Here is a 16,895-nt window from a genome sequence, read left to right on the forward strand (position 1 = left end):
GGTCGGCTGCTGGAACTGGGCCTTGCCGACCGCACTCATGCGCGCCGTGCCGGGCGGCTCGCCGTCCCGCCGAAAGACCCGAAGCCCGACCCCGCCACCCTGACGCTGAATGCCAATGCGATCGCGGCGTGGTCGCCCAAGCTCGCCAATGCCGTGGAGGAGGTGCTGGACGCAGGCGAATTCCCAGTGGTGCTGGGCGGCGACTGTACGATCGTGCTGGGTCCGATGCTCGCGCTGCGCCGGCGCGGTCGCTACGGCCTGTTCTTTATCGATGGCCACGCTGACTTCTTCCAGCCCGAGGCCGAGCCCAACGGCGAAGGTGCGTCCATGGACCTGGCCTTCGTCACCGGCTACGGGCCGGCGCTGCTGACCGACCTGGAGGGCCGCCGTCCGTTGGTGCGCTCCGAGGACGCTGTCGCCTTCGCATTTCGCGACCATGAAGACCAGGCCGAATTCGGCAGCCAGCCTTTGCCAGCGGAGCTCATGGCCTACGATCTCCACGCGATCCGCCGCCTGGGCGTCGAAGCCGCGGCCCGGGCGGCCGTTGACCACCTGACACGGGCTGAACTCGACGGCTTCTTCATCCATCTTGACGCCGATTGTCTTGACGATACGATCATGCCGGCGGTCGATTTCCGCGTACCGGGCGGGCTGTCGTGGGACGAACTGTCGGCGGCGCTCCGGATCATCCTGGCGAGCAGAAAGGCGGTCGGGCTCGAGGTCGCCATCTACAATCCGCGCCTCGATGTCGACGGCAGTGCCGGCCGTGGCCTTGCTGATGTCCTGGCCGTAGCTCTCGGAACTTCCGCACCCGCTTAAGCGGGCGGCTTTCGAGCAGGAAATGACCGGCGTCGAGGATATGGGCGTCCATCACGATGCTCAACGATATCGCCAAGCATCTCGTCTATGCCGAGAACGGTTCTTCCATCGAAACGGTCATGGTAGCCGGGCAGATCGTCGTCCACGATGGCCGCCTGCAAACGATCGACGAAGCCGCCATACTGGCCGAGATCCGTGAGCTTGTCCCGGCGCACCTCGCCGCGCATGCCGAACTGGAGACACGGAACGCGGTGTTCCACTCCGCCATGGCCGAAATCCATCGGCGCGCCGCATCGAAGGATATCGGCATGAACCGCTATGCCGGAGATTCCGGCGGGTGAGCCTGCGTAGCAGTCCCCATCATTCCGCCGGCGACATGCCTCAAACACCGTCGTTATGATCGGCATGGGGGCTACAGGGCTGGCCCCAGTCGGATCGGGCTGCCGTCGCTGAATCGCGAGACGCGGAACCGATTGAGGTTGTGGCCAACCTCATTCCCCTGGATCAGGTCCGACACGACGCGGCCTATGCCGGGCCCGATGCCGAAGCCGTGGCCGCTCATCCCAGTCGCAACGACGAGGCCTGGAATCTCGGCTACGCGATCGACGACGGGTACCACGTCCGGCATCGCATCGATCATGCCCGCCCAACTCGCCTTCAGCCGCACGTCCTTGAACTGAGGGAAAAGCTCCCTGAACCCGCGCTCGATCGAGCGGAGCCCGGAGGATTCGGGAGCGGGGTTCAGGATGCGCATCCGCTCGAACGGGCTTTCCTGGGTCGCGTCCCACTTGCGCGGCGTCGACCAGGCATCCGGATATCCCTTTGGCGCGGCCGGGAGGTATCGCATGCCCAGGGGATTTGCCCTCAAGGCGGAAACGTATTTGATCGCATGCCGGAATGCGTCCGGGCCGACATAGAGCTGGCTGGCACCGCCCGACGCGAGCGTATAGCCGCCATCCTGCCGCCGCCGGAAGGCGATGTGTTCGTCGGTGGCGGCCCCCGCATGAATCTCGGGCATCGGCTCGGTCGCGGCGACGGTCGACCTGACGCTGAGCTGCGGGATCGAGATGCCATGCGCGCGCAGGAAGAGCGACGTCCACGCGCCGCTGGCGACGAGAACGTTCGAGGCAGCGATGCGGCCCTTCTCGGTCCAGACGCCGCTGACCCGGCCGGCGGAGCGGTCAAGCATCCGCGCCGCGCAATTCTCGATGATCGTGACGCCTTCCCGGGCGGCCAGGCGAGCGATCGCCGGCACGGCAACCCAAGGCTCGGCCCGCATGTCCGACGGAGTCGTCATCCCGCCCCTGTAGCGCCGCGACATGGCGGGGATCAGGTCCGCGACGTCATTCGGGTCGAGGAGGCGTGTGTCGACATCGTGTGCGCCGGCGATCCGCACGAACTCAGAAAACGCGGCCATCTCCGTGTCGGTGCGCGCAAGGTATGTGATACCGGTCTGCCTCAGGCCGATCTCCTCGCCGCATTCCTCAGCAAGTTGCCGCCAGAGGCGGCGCGCTTCGATCATGATCGGCAGTTCGTCGGCGTCGCGGCCCTGCTGCCGGATCCAACCCCAGTTGCGCGATGACTGCTCGGCCGCGATGCGGCCCTTCTCGACAAGCGTGACCGAGATGTTCCGTCGCGCCAGAAACAGCGCCGTCATCACGCCGATGATGCCGCCGCCAACGATCACGACGTCGGATGTCTTCGGCAGCAGCGCCTGAAACTGCACCGGAGTGGCTTCGCTGAACGGGAAGGTTGTCAATGGCAGCCTGTCTTTCTCTTGGTCACATCGCCTCATCCGCACACTTTTGCGGGTAGAATCGGTCGGCAAGACATAGCAGATGATCGCATTCAGCTGTTTTCCAGAAAGACCGCCAACGTTTTCCGAAAATGTCCGGATGCCCACCGGGATCAGTTCGTGGCGGAAGTCGTATTCGGGAGTATGGACTAGTGGCCAGTCGGGGCCGGACCCGAGAAAAAGCATCGCGGCCTTTGCGCCGCTCAGACCGAACTGCCCGAAATCCTCAGCTTGTGGTCGTGCCGCCCAATACCTGCTCGCCCCAAGCCGTTGGCGAGGATAGCCGTCGCCTCGGGCTCATTGATGGAAGCAGCGAAGACGTCGGCCAGAGTCCGTGGTGATTGCGCTTGGTCCTCTTGGCGTTCTGGGCCATCCAAGCTCGACTTTCCAAACGACCGTCTTTTACCGCAGTCGTAACCGGGTGGATCTAGAGAAGCGCGATCACCCGAGTCGGCCCGCCCGTCGCGCCCTTCACCTTCGGAATCCCGAGGAAGAGACGCGCTCCGACTTCAGGAATCGCGTCTAGATTTGCAAGGCACTCGACGCCCCAGCGACCGCTTCCAAGCCATTCGTAGTGGACGGGAAACGCCCCGGCCGAGTTAAGCCCCGTGTCGAGGGAGAGGGTGTCGACTCCAATGCCCTTAACATTTCGCTCGCCTATCAGGAATTGCGCACTCTCGACGTGAAAGCCGGGGGTATGATTTCTCTTCTCGCCGTCATTGCCGGTGAACTTTGGATCGTCCACAAGCTTGTGCCATCCGGAATTCATCACCACGCAGCATCCCTCCGGAAGAGGCCCGTTCTTTGCCTCCCACGCCTTGATATCGTCCGGGGTGAGAGATGTGTCCGCATTCTCGGCCGCCCGCGAAGCAATATTGATGACCGCGACAGGCACGATCAGGTCGGAGATGGGAATCAGATCGGCCGTCAAACCATCGGCAGAAAAATGGATGGGCGCGTCCATATGGGTGCCACTGTGTTCGACGATCGTCCAGCGGTTCAGGTTCACCTTGTCCTTTGAGAAGGTGACCAAATGTTCGACGGTGAACCATTTCTCGCCGCTAAAGGTCGGAAACCCTTCATAGAGCGCGTGCGAAAGGTCGACCGTCTCGGTGAAGCTCGTTGGAGCGGCCTGGGCTTGTGGCGTACCAGGAAACGCCGCCGCGGCGGCGCCGAGGCCCAAAGTGAAGCCGGTTTTGAGAAGACCTCTACGTGTGGCTTTCTCACAGATTGAATGCAGGCATCCCGGAGGGCACATGTTTTTTCCTTCCCATTGGCGATCTTAACGAGACGATTGTCGTACTATCCAGTTAGTATATTCCCGCTACGGATTTCACGCCTTGCGTGTGGCCTTACCTAACCTTCCATCAGTTGCTTCAGCGAATTGACCGCGGTGGCGTATCCTCGCGGCCCCAAACCGGCGATGACCGCCGTCGCCACCATCGAGACGAGCGATTTGTGATAGATTTCCTCGCGTCGGTGGATGTTGGAAATGTGGAGCTCAATGATCGGTCCAGGAAACATCTTGAGTGCGTCGAGGATGGCAATCGAGGTGAACGAGAAGCCCGCCGGGTTGATGATGATGCCGGCGCCCTGGTCGATCGCCTCGTGGATCCAGCCGACGATCTCGCCCTCGAAATTCGACTGGTGAAAGCGGACTGAAAGCCCGTCTGCGGCCTTCCGGCACATCGTCTCGATCTCGGCAAGCGTCGTCGTCCCGTAGATTTCCGGCTCGCGGCTGCCCAGGCGATTGAGGTTTGGGCCGTTGAGAACGAAGATCGGCTTGGTCATGGTCCTATCCTTGATAGCCCAGCAGGCGCGGCAGCCACAGCACCAGCGATGGGAAGAAGGTGATCAGCATCAGGGCGGCAATCATGGCGTAGAGAAACGGCATTACCTCGTGCACCAGGTCGCGCAGCGGCACCTCTGCGATGCGGGTCATGATGAACAGCAGCAACCCGTAGGGTGGGGTGACGAGCCCGAGCATGATGTTGACGACGACCATTACGCCGAAATGCACCATGTCGACGCCGAGCGCCTTCGCCGTCGGAATCAGCACCGGCACGATTACCAGCAGAATAGTCGTCCCCTCCAGCACGCAGCCCAGGATCAGCAGCAGGATGTTGACGAGGATCAGGAATCCCATCGGCGAAAGATCCCAGGACTGCAGGATCACCGACAGGGACTGCGGAATATTCTCAACCGTGACAACGTAGTTGAACACCAGGGCGCCGGCGATGAGCATGCCGATCGAGGCCGTGGTGCGGGCGCTGTTGAGAAGCGCATGGTAGAGCTGACCCGGCGTCACGCTGCGATAGATCGCGACCGAGATGAGCAGCGCGTAGCCGGCGGCGACCGCCGCAGCCTCGGTCGGGGTCATCACGCCGCCCCTTATGCCGACGAGCAAAACGACCGGCAGCATCAGCGCCGGAAATGCGCGCAAGGTGATCCCCGGAAATTCCCTGAGCGGCACCGGCTTCTCGACCGGAAAGTTCTTCCGGCGCGCGTCGATGGCGACGATAATCATCTGCGACAGGGCGAGAAGAAGGCCCGGCACGATACCCGCAATGAAGAGGTAGCCGATGGATGCATCCGAGATCAGCGCATAGATGACCAGCGGAATTGACGGAGGAATGATCGGGCCGATGACGGAGGTGACGGCCGTCAGCGCAGCGGCATAGCTCGCCGGGTACTTGCCATCCGTGGTCATGAGTTTCTGCATCATCTTGCCGGTGCCCGCGGCGTCGGCGATGGCCGAGCCGGACATGCCGGCGAAGATGATCGACTGCAGCACGTTGACCTGCGCCAGGCCGCCGCGGAAACGGCCGACGACGGCGTTGCAGAATTGCAGCAGCCGGTCGGTCATTGTTCCGGCGTTCATCAACTCCGCAGCGAGAATGAACATCGGTACGGCAAGCAGAATGTAGCTCGTGTAGAGCCCGTTGAGGAGCTGCTCGGCGGACGTGCCCATGTCGAGCCCTGCAAGCCAGAGATAGAGGATCGACCCGGCGATCATCGAGTGACCGATCGGCAGGCCGAGCAAGGCCAGCGCCGTGATCGCAACGACTGACAGCGAAAAGGGGCTCGCGAGATTCATACGCCGGAGCTCGCTTTCGTAGGGTCAAATTCCGCCGGTGCTTCGCCGCGCAGAGCACGCCACGCAAGCCACAGGTAGCGGGCGATCACGGCGACCACGAAGACGAGATAGATCGAGAACAGCCAGTCGAAGCGTATCTTGAGGTAGGCGGTGCTCTCGACCTTCATGAAGGTCACGTAGTCGAAGACGGCCGGAAAGGACCAGCCGTAGAGCGCGATGAGAGCGATTGCGAAGGCGAGCGTCATCGCTCGCCTTATGTCCGGACCGACTGCGGCGTAGAGGAGATCAAAACGGATTTCCTCTTCCTCACGAACGACGAATGCTGCACCGAACAGCACAACCCAAATCCAGAGTACGACGGTGAGCTCGTTGCTCCAGCCGGTCGGCCAGTTGAGAAGGTAGCGAAAAGCAACCTGGAGCAGAAACGCGGCGAACATGGCGCCGATTGCGATGGCGATGGCGTTCTCGGCGCGCCGGTAGAGCCAGCCGCCGACCTTTCTCAATCCCTGGTTCATCATGCCTCCCTGGCGGGCGTCCGGCTAAACGAGTTGAGGCCAGCCGGTCACAAGCGGACCGGCCGGCGAGTTCGTCGCGTCAAAGCGCGTTGATCTTGTCGACCATCCCGGCCGGCCATTCCTTGGCCAGGTCGGAGGCAAGATATCGCTCCTGCACGTGCTTGCGGAATGCAGCGACGTCGGGCTCGTAGATCTTCAAGCCTTTGCCCTTGAATGTTTCAACGAGTTCCTTCTCGCGCGTCAGGTGTTTTTCTGTCGAGAAGTCGATCGCCTTGTCCGCCGCGGCCTGGACCTTTGCCTGCTTCTCGGCCCCCATCTCGTCCCACACCTTTTTCGAGATGCTGAGAAGGTCGAAACCGACAAGATGCGAGGTCAGCACGATCTGCGACATGACCTCGTAGAATTTCATGTTCTCGACGTTGGGCAGAGGGTTGTCCTGCCCATCGATCGCTCCTGTCTGCAGGCCGGTATAGACCTCGGCGTAGGCCATTGGCGTAGGATCCGCGCCGAGCGCCTGGCCGAGGAATTGCCAGGCGTCGCCACCCGGCATGCGCAGCTTGATGCCGGCCATGTCGGCGGGGGTCTTGATTTCCTTATCGGGCTTCAGGCCGACCTGACGCAGGCCGAAATAAGTGGGGCCGAGCACCCTCACGCCTAGCTGGTCCTCGGTCATCTTCTTCAGCTCAGCACCGGCGTCGCTGGCAAAGAACGCCTTCAGGTGCGCGGCGTCACGGAACAGGTAGCCGGCGGTGACGATAGACCAGGCCGGAATCTGCTTGGAGATGTCCTGCGGGGCGATGTTGCCCATTTCGAGGTTGCCGCGCTCGATGGCGACAAGTTCGGTGCCCTGCTTGAACAGGTTGCCGCCGTAATAACCCTCGAAAGCAAAGTCGTCCTTGATGGCGTCGGCGAACATTTTCATCATCTCGGCCCGGATGTCCTGTTCCGAGAACACGGCCGAGAAACGCAGCTTCGGTTTGTCCTGCGCGAAGGCGGGAACGGCGGCCCCGGCCGCCAGTGCGCCGGCAGCGACCATAAACATGCGTCGGTTCATTTCAGCTTTCATGTCGATTTCCTCCCAGTGGTCTTCATGCGGTTATAGCGTCATTGCCTTCATGCGGCGGCCTCGAAGTGATCTGCCATGGCGCGGCGGTCGGCCTTGCGCCCGGTGAAGAGTTCAAACGCGCGGACGGCCTGGTAGATCGCCATGCCGATGCCCGGCAGCGTTCTGCAGCCGATCGCACGGGCCGCGACCAACAGCTCTGTTTCGGTCGGAAAATAGATTATGTCGGCGACCCATTTTTCGGCTGTCAGAAGAGCCGTGTCGAACGGTGTTCCGGGGTATTTCGCCATGCCCACCGGGGTCGTGTTGACGATGCCGTTTGCCATGCGCACCGCTGCAGCCGGGTCCGGCCACGTCTCGACGCGACCGTCGAACAAGGCGCCCATGCGCGCGGCAAGATCCGAGGCGCGACTGGGCTGGCTGTCGACGACGAACAGCCGGCCAACGCCCATTTCCATCAGCGCATTGGCGACGGCGGCGCCTGCTCCGCCGGCGCCGAACATCGCAACACTGCCCATAGATGCGCCTGTCATCGCTTCGCGAAAGCTCTCCGCGAAACCCCAGCCGTCGGTGTTGTGGCCTTCCTTGCGTCCGCCGGCGAACACGACCGTATTCACCGCGCCTATCGCGCGCGCTTCGGGCGACAACGCATCCAGGACGGGAATAACAGCCTGTTTAAACGGATGAGTGACGTTGAGGCCCTGAAAGCCCGCAATTTGCGCCGCCGCGATCAAGTCGCCGATCGCCGCGTCCGGAAATCCCAGCCTGTCGAAATCGAGCAAAAGGTACGAATAGCCGATGCCAAGGCGCCGGGCTTCACGCTCGTGCATGCCGGGAGTGCGCGAGGATTGAATGCCGCGTCCGACCAGGCCAATCACGACCTTTTCGCTGTCGCCGCTGGCGGCACCCTTATGCTCGTCCGCAAGACGGCAAAGGAGGTCGACAAGGCTGTCGCCCATCTCCCGAGATTCCTCCCTGTGCGGGCCGCCTTCTGGCCCATGCGCGGCAATTCTTGGATCGCCCTTGTGTTCGCGACAGACGCGCCGGTAAATAAGTTCGTCGCGATTTGCGAATGATGTACTAACTGGTTAGTTTAGTCAATTGCCGGCAGATGCCGGGGCGGGAACTCAAACTGCATGGCCGTTATCAAGAAAGAACGAAAGCCGAAGCCGGAAACGAGCACGACGCGTGTCCAGGACCCTGAGGGCACGCGACGCAACATCCTGGAGATCGCCTCCAAGGAGTTTGCCCTGAACGGCTTATCGGGCGCGCGCATAGACGAGATTGCGGCGCGTACACGCTTCAGCAAGCGCATGATCTACTACTACTTCGGCGATAAAGAGGGCCTCTACCTGCGCGCGCTCGAGAACTCATATCGCCAAGTGCGCGAGGGCGAGGCCCAACTTGATATTGAAGGTTTGCCCCCCGTGGCGGCATTGACACGCCTGGTGGAGTTCACGTTCGACCACCATCACCGACACGAGGAATTCATCCGCATGGTGATGATCGAGAACATCCATCACGGCCAATACCTCGAACAATCGGATGCGATCCGCGAACTGAACGTGACTGCGATCGACCATATCTCTCGCATCTATTCACGCGGTGTCGAAGAGGGAGTCTTCCGGCCGGGGCTCGACGCGGTCGAACTCCATTGGCAGGTAAGCGCGCTGTGCTTCTTCAACGTTTCCAATCGCGCCACCTTTTCGATGATTTTCGGACGCGACTTCGGCGCGCCGGCACAACTCGAGCGGCTCAAACGCAACAGCGTGGAGATGCTGTTGCGTTTTGTCGCGAAGGACGAAGCTCCCGCAGAACGCTGAGCGCGCCGAAACTTGCCGTGCTGCCAGCGTTACCTTAATTATGTACGAACTGGTTCGTTCATAACGGTCAGGGAGGAGGCGCGTTTGAAGACTTCGATCGCGACGGTGTCGATCGCCGGTGACCTGGCGGAGAAATTCGCGGCAATTTCCGCCGCGGGCTTCGACGGTGTTGAAATCTTCGAGAACGATTTCCTAGCCTTTGATGGCTCACCGCGCGACGTCGGCCGAATGGCTGATGACACAGGTCTGACCATAACGCTCTTCCAGCCCTTCAGGGACTTCGAGGGTTTGCCGGAGCCCCAGCGCAACCGCGCCTTCGATCGTGCCGAGCGCAAGTTCGACGTCATGCAGGAACTCGGCACCGACCTGATGCTGGTATGCTCGTCGGTGTCGCCGGTCTCGCTTGGCGGGATCGACCGGGCGGCCATGGACTTTCACGAGCTTGGCGAGCGCGCCGCCAAGCGCGGCCTGCGCGTCGGCTACGAGGCATTGGCCTGGGGGCGTCACGTCAACGACCATCGCGATGCGTGGGAAATCGTGCGCAGGACTGGGCATCCGAACATCGGGCTGGTTCTGGATTCTTTCCACACGCTAGCCCGCAGGATTGAACTCAGCTCCATCCGTTCGATACCCGCTGACAAGATCTTCATTGTCCAACTCGCCGACGCGCCGCTGATCGAAATGGACTTGCTCTATTGGAGCCGGCACTTCCGCAACATGCCAGGCGAAGGCGATCTGCCGGTGCGACAGTTCATGCAGGCGGTCGCGGCAACCGGTTATGACGGCTATCTCTCGCTCGAGATTTTCAACGACCAGTTCCGGGGCGGGTCGGCAAAGGCGATCTCCGTTGACGGACGGCGTTCGCTCGTATGGTTGATGGATCAGGTTCGGCGTGAAGAACCGGCACTCGACATGGCTATCCCGCCCATGCCCGACCGCATCGGGGTCAGAGGAGTCGAGTTCATCGAGTTCGCGGCCGATCGCCAGGACGCCGGACAGCTTGGATCGCTGTTGCGCATGCTCGGCTTTGTCGAGGCCGGTCGGCACGTCTCGAAGGACGTCACGCTATACCGCCAGGGCGAGATCAATATTGTCATCAATACCGAGCGGCAGGGCTTCGCCCATTCTTCCTTTGTTGTCCATGGCACGTCGGCATATGCGATGGGCCTGAAGGTCGAGGACGCCGTCGCCACGGTTGCGCGCGCCGAGGCGCTGGGCGCGGAGATCTTCCACCAGCGGGTTAGGCCCGGCGAGTTGTCGATCCCGGCGATCCGCGGCGTCGGCGGCGGACTGATCTACTTCCTCGATGCCAAGACCGACCTGGCAAAGGTCTGGGATATAGAGTTTACGCCGGTCATGCCGGCAAGTGCCGGCAATGGCGTCGGCCTCACCCGCATCGATCATGTCGGGCAGACCATGGCACAGGAGGAGATGCCGAGTTGGCTGCTGTTCTATGTCTCGATCTTCAGGACGACCAAGACCCCCATGGTCGACATCGTCGATCCGGCCGGCCTCGTGCGTAGCCAGGTGATCGAAGGTCTGGACAAGCGCTTCCGCCTCACGCTGAACGGCGCCGAGAGCCACCGCACGCTGGCTGGCCATTTCATCGCCGAAACTTTTGGTTCCGGCGTCCAGCATCTGGCACTCGCGACCGATGACATCTTTGCGACGGCGGCGAAGCTGCAGGCCAACGGCTTCGAACCGCTTCAGATATCGATGAACTACTACGACGACGTAGAAGCGCGTTTCGGCTTGGATCCGGAGGTTGCCGATCGGCTACGCTCAGCCAATATCCTTTATGACCGCGACGACAACGGCGAATTTTTCCAGCTCTATGCGCCGACATTCGGAGAGGGGTTCATTATCGAGTTCGTTGAACGGCGCGGCGCGTATGCAGGATATGGTGCGCCGAACGCGCCATTCCGCATCGCCGCGCAAAAACGGTTGATGCGGCCCAAAGGAATGCCAAAGATATGACCGCTATGAACTTTGCTTGCATCAACGGCGCGACGATCCACTATCGGCATCGTCCCGCAGCAGGCAGGCCGACGGTCGTCTTCGCGAACTCGCTCGGCACGGATATGCGCATCTGGAACGAGGTCGAGCGAAGGCTCGCCGACGACTGTACGTTCGTCGCGTTTGACAAGCGCGGACACGGTCTGAGCGAACTGGGTGACGCGCCGCAAACAATCGAGACCCATGTGACGGACCTTGCAGGGTTGCTTGACCATCTTGGCGTAAGGCGCGCGGTGATCTGCGGGCTTTCGATCGGCGGCGTCATTGCGCAATGTCTTTACAAGACGCGGCCGGATTTGATCGAGGGGTTGATCCTTTGCGATACGGCAGCGAAGATCGGCACGGCCGAGATGTGGAACGGGCGCATCAACGCGACGCTGTCGGAGGGCATAGCGAGCTTTGCCGACGACGTGATGCAAAAATGGTTCACGCCGGATTTCCATAAGAATCGCAGCGAGGAACTGGCGGGTTATAAAACGATGCTGACGCGTCAGGATCCGGCCGGCTACGCTGCTGCCTGCGCGGCTATCCGGGACGCCGATTTCACCGCGACGACCGCCGCGATCAAAGTGCCGACACTCTGCATTGTCGGCGATCAGGACGGATCGACGCCGCCTGCACTGGTGGAGGCGCTGGCCCGCTCGATCCCCGCCGCAGGCTTCGAAGTCATCGCCGGTGCGGGCCACATCCCATGCGTCGAGCAGCCGGAAAGGCTCGCCGGGCTGATCCGTGGCTTCCTGAACGACATGCGAAGAGAGCGCAAATGAGCAAGCAACAACACGGCGCCCGACACGTCGAAGGGATGGCAACGCGCCGTTCTGTCCTGGGTGACGCCCATGTCGACCGCGCAGAGGCGGCCAAGACCGAATTCGACATTCCTTTCCAGGAACTGATCACCGAGGCTGCATGGAGCCACGTCTGGTCGCGGCCGAACATCACCAAGCGCGAGCGTTCCATGATCACCATCGCGCTGCTCGCCGCGCTGAAGCAGGATGAAGAGGTTGCGATGCATATCCGCGCCAGCGTCAATACCGGGGCGACGCGCGACGACATACGCGAGGCGCTGCTGCATGTGGCAATCTATGCCGGGGTACCGGCGGCAAATCATGCGATGAAGATCGCCAGGAAGACGTTCGACGAAATGGACTCTCAAGCCGGCAAATCATGACCAGCTCGCGCTTTCCCGCCAACCGCACGCCGGAAATCGGCGCCTTCTTTCAGCGCGACCGCAACTGGCATCCGCCGGCCTTCACGCCAGCCTACAAGACTTCCGTGCTGCGCTCGCCGAAGCGGCCGCTTCTTTCCCTCGACAACACCCTGTCGGAGCTTACGGGGCCGGTCTTCGGCCACAATATTCTCGGTGAACTGGACAATGACCTCATACACAATTTTGCCGGGCCGGGCGAAAGCGCGATCGGGCCGCGCATCCTCGTCTATGGCCGCGTACTCGACGAGCGCGGCATCGGCGTCGCCGGCGCGCTGCTGGAGATATGGCAGGCCAATGCAGGCGGACGCTACCGACACAAGAAGGAAACCTATCTCGCGCCACTCGATCCGAACTTCGGCGGCTGCGGCCGCACCATCACCGGCGAGGATGGCTCCTATTGTTTCCGCACGGTCCAGCCGGGCCCATATCCCTGGCCCAATGGACCCAACGACTGGCGTCCAGCCCACATCCATTTCTCGGTCTTCGGGCACGGCTTCGCTCAGCGCTTGATCACCCAGATGTATTTCGAGGGCGACCCTATGATCTGGAGGTGCCCGATCGTGCGGACCATCAACGACCGCCGCGCTATTGAAGGCCTCACCGCCGCGCTCGACATGGAGGCAACGATACCGATGGATGCGCGGGCATACAAATTCGACATTGTACTGCGCGGCCGCCGCTCGACGCTGTTCGAGAATCGTATTGAGGGCAACTGATGGTCCAGGGTCTCAGCCGGCTGAAGGAAAGCGCCTCGCAAACCGCGGGACCCTACGTCCATATAGGGCTGACACCCAACTTTGCCGGCATCTCGGGCGTCTATGAACGCGACCTTGGCGCCACGATGGTCAACGACAAGACCAAGGGCGAACGCATCAGGGTCAATATCCGGGTGATCGACGGCGCCGACTCGCCGCTGAAAGACGCGCTTGTGGAGATCTGGCAGGCGGACGCCGCCGGCATCTACAATTCGCCCTCGGATCTGCGCGGCTCCGCCGACCCGAATTTTACCGGCTGGGGCCGGCTGCCCACCGACATGACGACGGGCGAATGCATGTTCGAGACCATCAAACCCGGTCGAGTGCCCTTTTTTGACGGCCGCAAGATGGCGCCGCATTTGACGGTCTGGATCGTCGCGCGTGGAATCAACATTGGCCTTCACACCCGCATGTATTTCAGCGATGAGGAAGCGGCCAACGCCGAGGATCCCGTCCTGATGCGCATTGAGCAAAGAGAGCGCGTGTCAACGCTGGTCGCGCCACGCGATGGCGACATCTATAAGTTCGACATTCACCTCCAGGGCATGAACGAGACGGTCTTCTTCGACATATGATCGCAGCATTCGACAATCCGCTCCTGTCCGGGCTTCTCGGTGATGAGAAGATGGCGACGCTGCTCGGCGTCGAGGCCGAACTTGCGACGATGCTGCAATTCGAGAAAGCGCTCGCCGACGCAGAAGGCGCACTCGGTATCGTCCCGGCGGCTGCAGCAAGCGCAATCGGACGCGCCCTCGACAACTTCCAGCCGAATATTTTGGCCCTGAGAGACGCGACGGCGCACGACGGCGTCGTGGTACCGGAGCTCGTGCGGCAGATCAGGCAGGCTGTGGGAGAGCCGCATTCGGAGCATGTGCATTTCGGCGCGACCAGTCAGGACGTGAGCGACACGGCCATGATCCTGCGAATTCGTGGCTGTATCGACCTGTTGGAAGAACGGCTTTCGGCTCTGGTGGTCGCCTTCGCCGATCTCGACCATCGGTTTGGTGGCAGGCCGCTGATGGCCAGGACGCGTATGCAGGCGGCGATCTCGATTTCAGTAGCCGACCGCGTCACAAGCTGGCGCGAACCGCTCGTGCGCCACCACGAGCGGCTTCAATCGATGCGAAGGTCGGTTCTCGTCATCCAGTTCGGCGGCGCCGTCGGGACACTCGAGAAGTTCGCAGACAAGGGAGCCGCCGTCCGTGCCGCGCTGGCCGAGCGGCTGAGCCTCGGCGACGCGCCGCAATGGCACAGCCAGCGCGACCGCATCGCTGAGCTGGCCAACTGGCTGTCGCTTGTGACGGGCGGCCTCGGCAAGTTCGGGCAGGACATTGCGCTGATGGCGCAGGCAGGCGACGAGCTGCAACTGGCGGGCGGCGGTTCATCGTCGGCCATGGCGCACAAGCGCAATCCCATCGATGCCGAGATGCTGGTGACGCTGGCCCGCTATAACGCCGCCCAGCTCTCCGGGATGCATCATGCGCTCGTCCACGAGCAGGAGCGCTCTGGTGCAGCCTGGACGCTTGAATGGTTGATCTTGCCGCAGATGCTCATGGCGGCTGGAGCATCGACCTGTGTCGCGGACAGGCTGCTAAGCAACATTACGGCGATCGGAGCATAGGATAGACGATAAATGGCGTGATTTCCGCCTGTCTCTTCATCCCGCCTCCGCAGTGTCAGACCCGTTCCAGCGCGATGGCGATGCCTTGTCCCACGCCGATGCACATAGTGCAGAGAGACCGCCTGTCGCCGTTCAGACTCAACTCGAGTGCCGCCGTACCGGTGATACGTCCGTCATCCTAGAGCTCCGGAACGATCAGGTCGGCAACGGTGCCGGTCACCAGCAATTCGGCGCCAGTGACGGCCTGCAGATCATCAAGGGACAATACGGGCAGCTTCTCGCGCAGGACGAAGCGACCGCCCTCGATGTCGATCACCGCAAGCGAGGTATAAACGCGCGTCACGCAGCCGACGCCGGTCAGAGGCAGGGTGCAACGCCTCAGAAGCTTCGGCTTGCCGTCTTTCGTCACGTGATCGGTAATCACCGCAACGCGCCTGGCACCGTGGACGAGGTCCATCGCGCCGCCTACCGCCGGCACCCCCTTCGGCCCTGTCGACCAGTTGGCGAGGTCGCCATTCTCGGCCACCTCATAAGCGCCAAGGATCGCCACATCCAGATGGCCGCCCCGCACCATGGCGAAGCTGTCCGCGTGGTGGAAGAACGCGGCGCCAGGCTTCAGCGTCACCGCCTTCTTGCCGGCATTGATTAGATCCCAGTCCTCTTCGCCTTTCGGCGGAGGCTCGCCGAAGTTCAGGATCCCGTTTTCGGTGTGAAAGATCGCCTCGCGGCCGGGCGGCTGGTACTGCGCCACCTTCTCCGGAAAGCCGATGCCGAGATTGACATAGGCGCCGTCGTGAATGTCCTGCGCGGCGCGCCAGGCGATCTGGTTGTTGGTCAGCTTCACAATCATCTCAGGCAATTCCCGGATAGACGGCGTTCGCGCGGTTCAGATCTTCTTCCTGCCGTGGATGGGCGACCGCGACCACCTTCTGGACGAAGATGCCGGGGGTGATGACGATTTCGGGGTCGATCCCTCCAGCCGGCACGATCCGCGTCGCCTGCACGATGGTCTGGGCCGCCGCCATGCACATCAGCGGATTGAAGTTCCGCGCGGCCGCCCGATAGGTGAGATTGCCATGAGTGTCGGCAATCTGCGCCTTCACGAGCGCCACATCGGCCTTCAGCCAGCGTTCCTGCACATAGGACTGCCCGTCAAACTCAGCGACCGGCTTTCCCTTCGCGAGGTCTGTTCCGTAGGACGTCGGTGTATAGAAGGCTGGGATTCCTGCCCCACCCGCACGGATGCGCTCGGCGAGCGTGCCTTGCGGCACCAGCTCCAGCTCGATCTTCGCGGCCAGATAAAGATCGGTGAACACTACCGGTTCAGCAGAGCGCGGGAAGGAGCAGATCAGCTTCTTCACCATCCCGGCCTCGATCAGCGCAGCGAGGCCGACATGGCCGTTGCCCGCGTTGTTGTTGATGATCGTCAGGTTCTTTGGGTGCCCCGCGGCGCGGAAACGGTCGATGAGCGCGTGGATCAACTCGATAGGCGAACCTGCCCCCCCGAAGCCTCCGATCATGACGGTCATGCCGTCTGCGATCCCCGCCACCGCCGTGGCGGGGTCTGCGACTGTCTTGTCCATCCGAGTTCCTCTCAGCTCCGTGGCGCAGAACGCCCATGGCAAAGCGAGGGATAGGCCCGGCCCGGGCTTCCGTCCATTCAGTTTGTGCGATATTATTTTATTTGTTCGTATATCGCACACGCCGAAGCAAAAGCAGCATGACCGTCACCGAACGCGACCTGATGGGCGGCCTCGCCAAGGGCCTGGCTGTGATCGAGACGTTCAGCCCCAACCACCCGCGCCAGTCGATCTCCGAAGTCGCGGCGGCCACCGGGCTGGACCGGGCGACGACACGGCGGTGCCTGCTGACGCTCGCGCATCTCGGCTATGCCGATTATGACGGGAAGTTCTTCACGCTGACCCCGCGCGTGCTGCGGCTGGGCACGGCATGCCTCGCCACCATGCCGCTGCCGCAACTCGTGCAGCCGCTGCTCGACCAGTTGTCCGACGAGATCGGGGAAAGCTCCTCGGTCTCGATCCTCGATGGCGCCGAGATCGTCTATGTCGCCCGCGCGGCGCAGCGAAAGGTAATGTCGATCACGTTGATGCCCGGCTCGCGCTTGCCGGCCTATTGCACCTCGATGGGCCGCGTGCTGCTCGCCGCCCTGCCCGAGGCCGAGGC

General features: G+C 62.2%; 19 protein-coding genes. 10 read left to right on the plus strand and 9 right to left on the minus strand.

Translation table 11 applies throughout. The annotated features are described in order from the left end of the window. Positions 1-819, plus strand: an 819-nt coding sequence (locus E5W87_RS08035) for an arginase family protein (protein ID WP_292395662.1), incomplete at its 5' end; no start/stop codon positions are given. Between the two features lie 56 nt (positions 820-875). Further along, a complete protein-coding gene (locus E5W87_RS08040) occupies positions 876-1,160 on the plus strand; it encodes a hypothetical protein (protein WP_292395664.1) in 285 nt (94 codons plus the stop codon). A gap of 71 nt (positions 1,161-1,231) precedes the next feature. Here the strand turns inward: E5W87_RS08040 and E5W87_RS08045 are convergent, their stop codons facing one another. The 7 genes from E5W87_RS08045 to E5W87_RS08075 all read right to left on the minus strand — a co-directional run bounded on the left by E5W87_RS08045 (position 1,232) and on the right by E5W87_RS08075 (position 8,248). Then, positions 1,232-2,578: an FAD-binding oxidoreductase gene (locus tag E5W87_RS08045; RefSeq protein ID WP_292395666.1), complete on the minus strand. Its 1,347-nt coding sequence runs from the start codon at positions 2,576-2,578 to the stop codon at positions 1,232-1,234. 463 nt (positions 2,579-3,041) lie between these two features. Beyond that, a complete protein-coding gene (locus E5W87_RS08050; protein ID WP_292395668.1) occupies positions 3,042-3,797 on the minus strand; it encodes a cyclase family protein in 756 nt (251 codons plus the stop codon). Positions 3,798-3,970: 173 nt separating this feature from the next. Further along, positions 3,971-4,405, minus strand: a complete 435-nt coding sequence (locus E5W87_RS08055; protein WP_292395670.1) for a type II 3-dehydroquinate dehydratase — start codon at positions 4,403-4,405, stop codon at positions 3,971-3,973. Positions 4,406-4,409: 4 nt separating this feature from the next. Continuing rightward, the gene (locus E5W87_RS08060) at positions 4,410-5,711 is read right to left on the minus strand and encodes a TRAP transporter large permease (RefSeq protein ID WP_292395672.1); all 1,302 of its coding nucleotides are present in this window, start codon (positions 5,709-5,711) and stop codon (positions 4,410-4,412) included. Then, a complete protein-coding gene (locus tag E5W87_RS08065; RefSeq protein WP_292395674.1) occupies positions 5,708-6,226 on the minus strand; it encodes a TRAP transporter small permease in 519 nt (172 codons plus the stop codon). Before E5W87_RS08065 ends, E5W87_RS08060 begins: the two co-directional genes overlap by 4 nt. Before the next feature lie 79 nt (positions 6,227-6,305). Next, positions 6,306-7,292, minus strand: a complete 987-nt coding sequence (gene dctP / locus E5W87_RS08070) for a TRAP transporter substrate-binding protein DctP (protein WP_292395676.1) — start codon at positions 7,290-7,292, stop codon at positions 6,306-6,308. 47 nt (positions 7,293-7,339) lie between these two features. Beyond that, the gene (locus E5W87_RS08075) at positions 7,340-8,248 is read right to left on the minus strand and encodes a shikimate dehydrogenase (RefSeq protein WP_292395678.1); all 909 of its coding nucleotides are present in this window, start codon (positions 8,246-8,248) and stop codon (positions 7,340-7,342) included. 177 nt (positions 8,249-8,425) lie between these two features. Between E5W87_RS08075 and E5W87_RS08080 the strand changes: the two genes are divergently transcribed. From E5W87_RS08080 to E5W87_RS08110, 7 genes are all read left to right on the plus strand, one after another. Continuing rightward, complete coding sequence (locus tag E5W87_RS08080; RefSeq protein WP_292395681.1) at positions 8,426-9,112, plus strand: TetR/AcrR family transcriptional regulator; 687 nt, start codon at positions 8,426-8,428, stop codon at positions 9,110-9,112. A gap of 84 nt (positions 9,113-9,196) precedes the next feature. Then, positions 9,197-11,089, plus strand: coding sequence for a bifunctional sugar phosphate isomerase/epimerase/4-hydroxyphenylpyruvate dioxygenase family protein (locus E5W87_RS08085; protein ID WP_292395683.1), 1,893 nt, complete (start codon positions 9,197-9,199; stop codon positions 11,087-11,089). A 5-nt stretch (positions 11,090-11,094) separates the two neighbouring features. Then, on the plus strand, positions 11,095-11,895 hold the full coding sequence (gene pcaD / locus E5W87_RS08090) for a 3-oxoadipate enol-lactonase (RefSeq protein WP_292395701.1): 801 nt from the start codon (positions 11,095-11,097) through the stop codon (positions 11,893-11,895). Beyond that, positions 11,892-12,296: a 4-carboxymuconolactone decarboxylase gene (pcaC, locus tag E5W87_RS08095; RefSeq protein ID WP_292395685.1), complete on the plus strand. Its 405-nt coding sequence runs from the start codon at positions 11,892-11,894 to the stop codon at positions 12,294-12,296. Before pcaD ends, pcaC begins: the two co-directional genes overlap by 4 nt. Next, positions 12,293-13,051 carry a protocatechuate 3,4-dioxygenase subunit beta gene (pcaH, locus tag E5W87_RS08100; RefSeq protein WP_292395687.1) on the plus strand — a complete coding sequence of 253 codons (759 nt, stop codon included), beginning with the start codon at positions 12,293-12,295 and terminating at the stop codon, positions 13,049-13,051. Before pcaC ends, pcaH begins: the two co-directional genes overlap by 4 nt. Then, positions 13,051-13,665: a protocatechuate 3,4-dioxygenase subunit alpha gene (gene pcaG / locus E5W87_RS08105; RefSeq protein ID WP_292395689.1), complete on the plus strand. Its 615-nt coding sequence runs from the start codon at positions 13,051-13,053 to the stop codon at positions 13,663-13,665. The genes pcaH and pcaG overlap by 1 nt, the downstream gene beginning before the upstream one ends. Further along, positions 13,662-14,711: a 3-carboxy-cis,cis-muconate cycloisomerase gene (locus tag E5W87_RS08110; protein WP_292395691.1), complete on the plus strand. Its 1,050-nt coding sequence runs from the start codon at positions 13,662-13,664 to the stop codon at positions 14,709-14,711. The genes pcaG and E5W87_RS08110 overlap by 4 nt, the downstream gene beginning before the upstream one ends. Before the next feature lie 178 nt (positions 14,712-14,889). Here the strand turns inward: E5W87_RS08110 and E5W87_RS08120 are convergent, their stop codons facing one another. Together E5W87_RS08120 and E5W87_RS08125 are read right to left on the minus strand one after the other, a co-directional pair. Then, entirely contained in the window at positions 14,890-15,561 is a 672-nt protein-coding gene (locus E5W87_RS08120) for a 3-oxoacid CoA-transferase subunit B (RefSeq protein ID WP_292395693.1), read from the minus strand. A 1-nt stretch (position 15,562) separates the two neighbouring features. Continuing rightward, the gene (locus tag E5W87_RS08125; protein ID WP_292395695.1) at positions 15,563-16,294 is read right to left on the minus strand and encodes a 3-oxoacid CoA-transferase subunit A; all 732 of its coding nucleotides are present in this window, start codon (positions 16,292-16,294) and stop codon (positions 15,563-15,565) included. A gap of 137 nt (positions 16,295-16,431) precedes the next feature. On the opposite strand from E5W87_RS08125, the gene E5W87_RS08130 reads away from it, so the two are divergent. After that, a partial coding sequence (locus E5W87_RS08130) for a helix-turn-helix domain-containing protein (protein WP_292395697.1) occupies positions 16,432-16,895 on the plus strand: 464 nt, incomplete at its 3' end.

The organism is Mesorhizobium sp. (genome assembly GCF_004962925.1).
GTDB lineage: Bacteria > Pseudomonadota > Alphaproteobacteria > Rhizobiales > Rhizobiaceae > Mesorhizobium.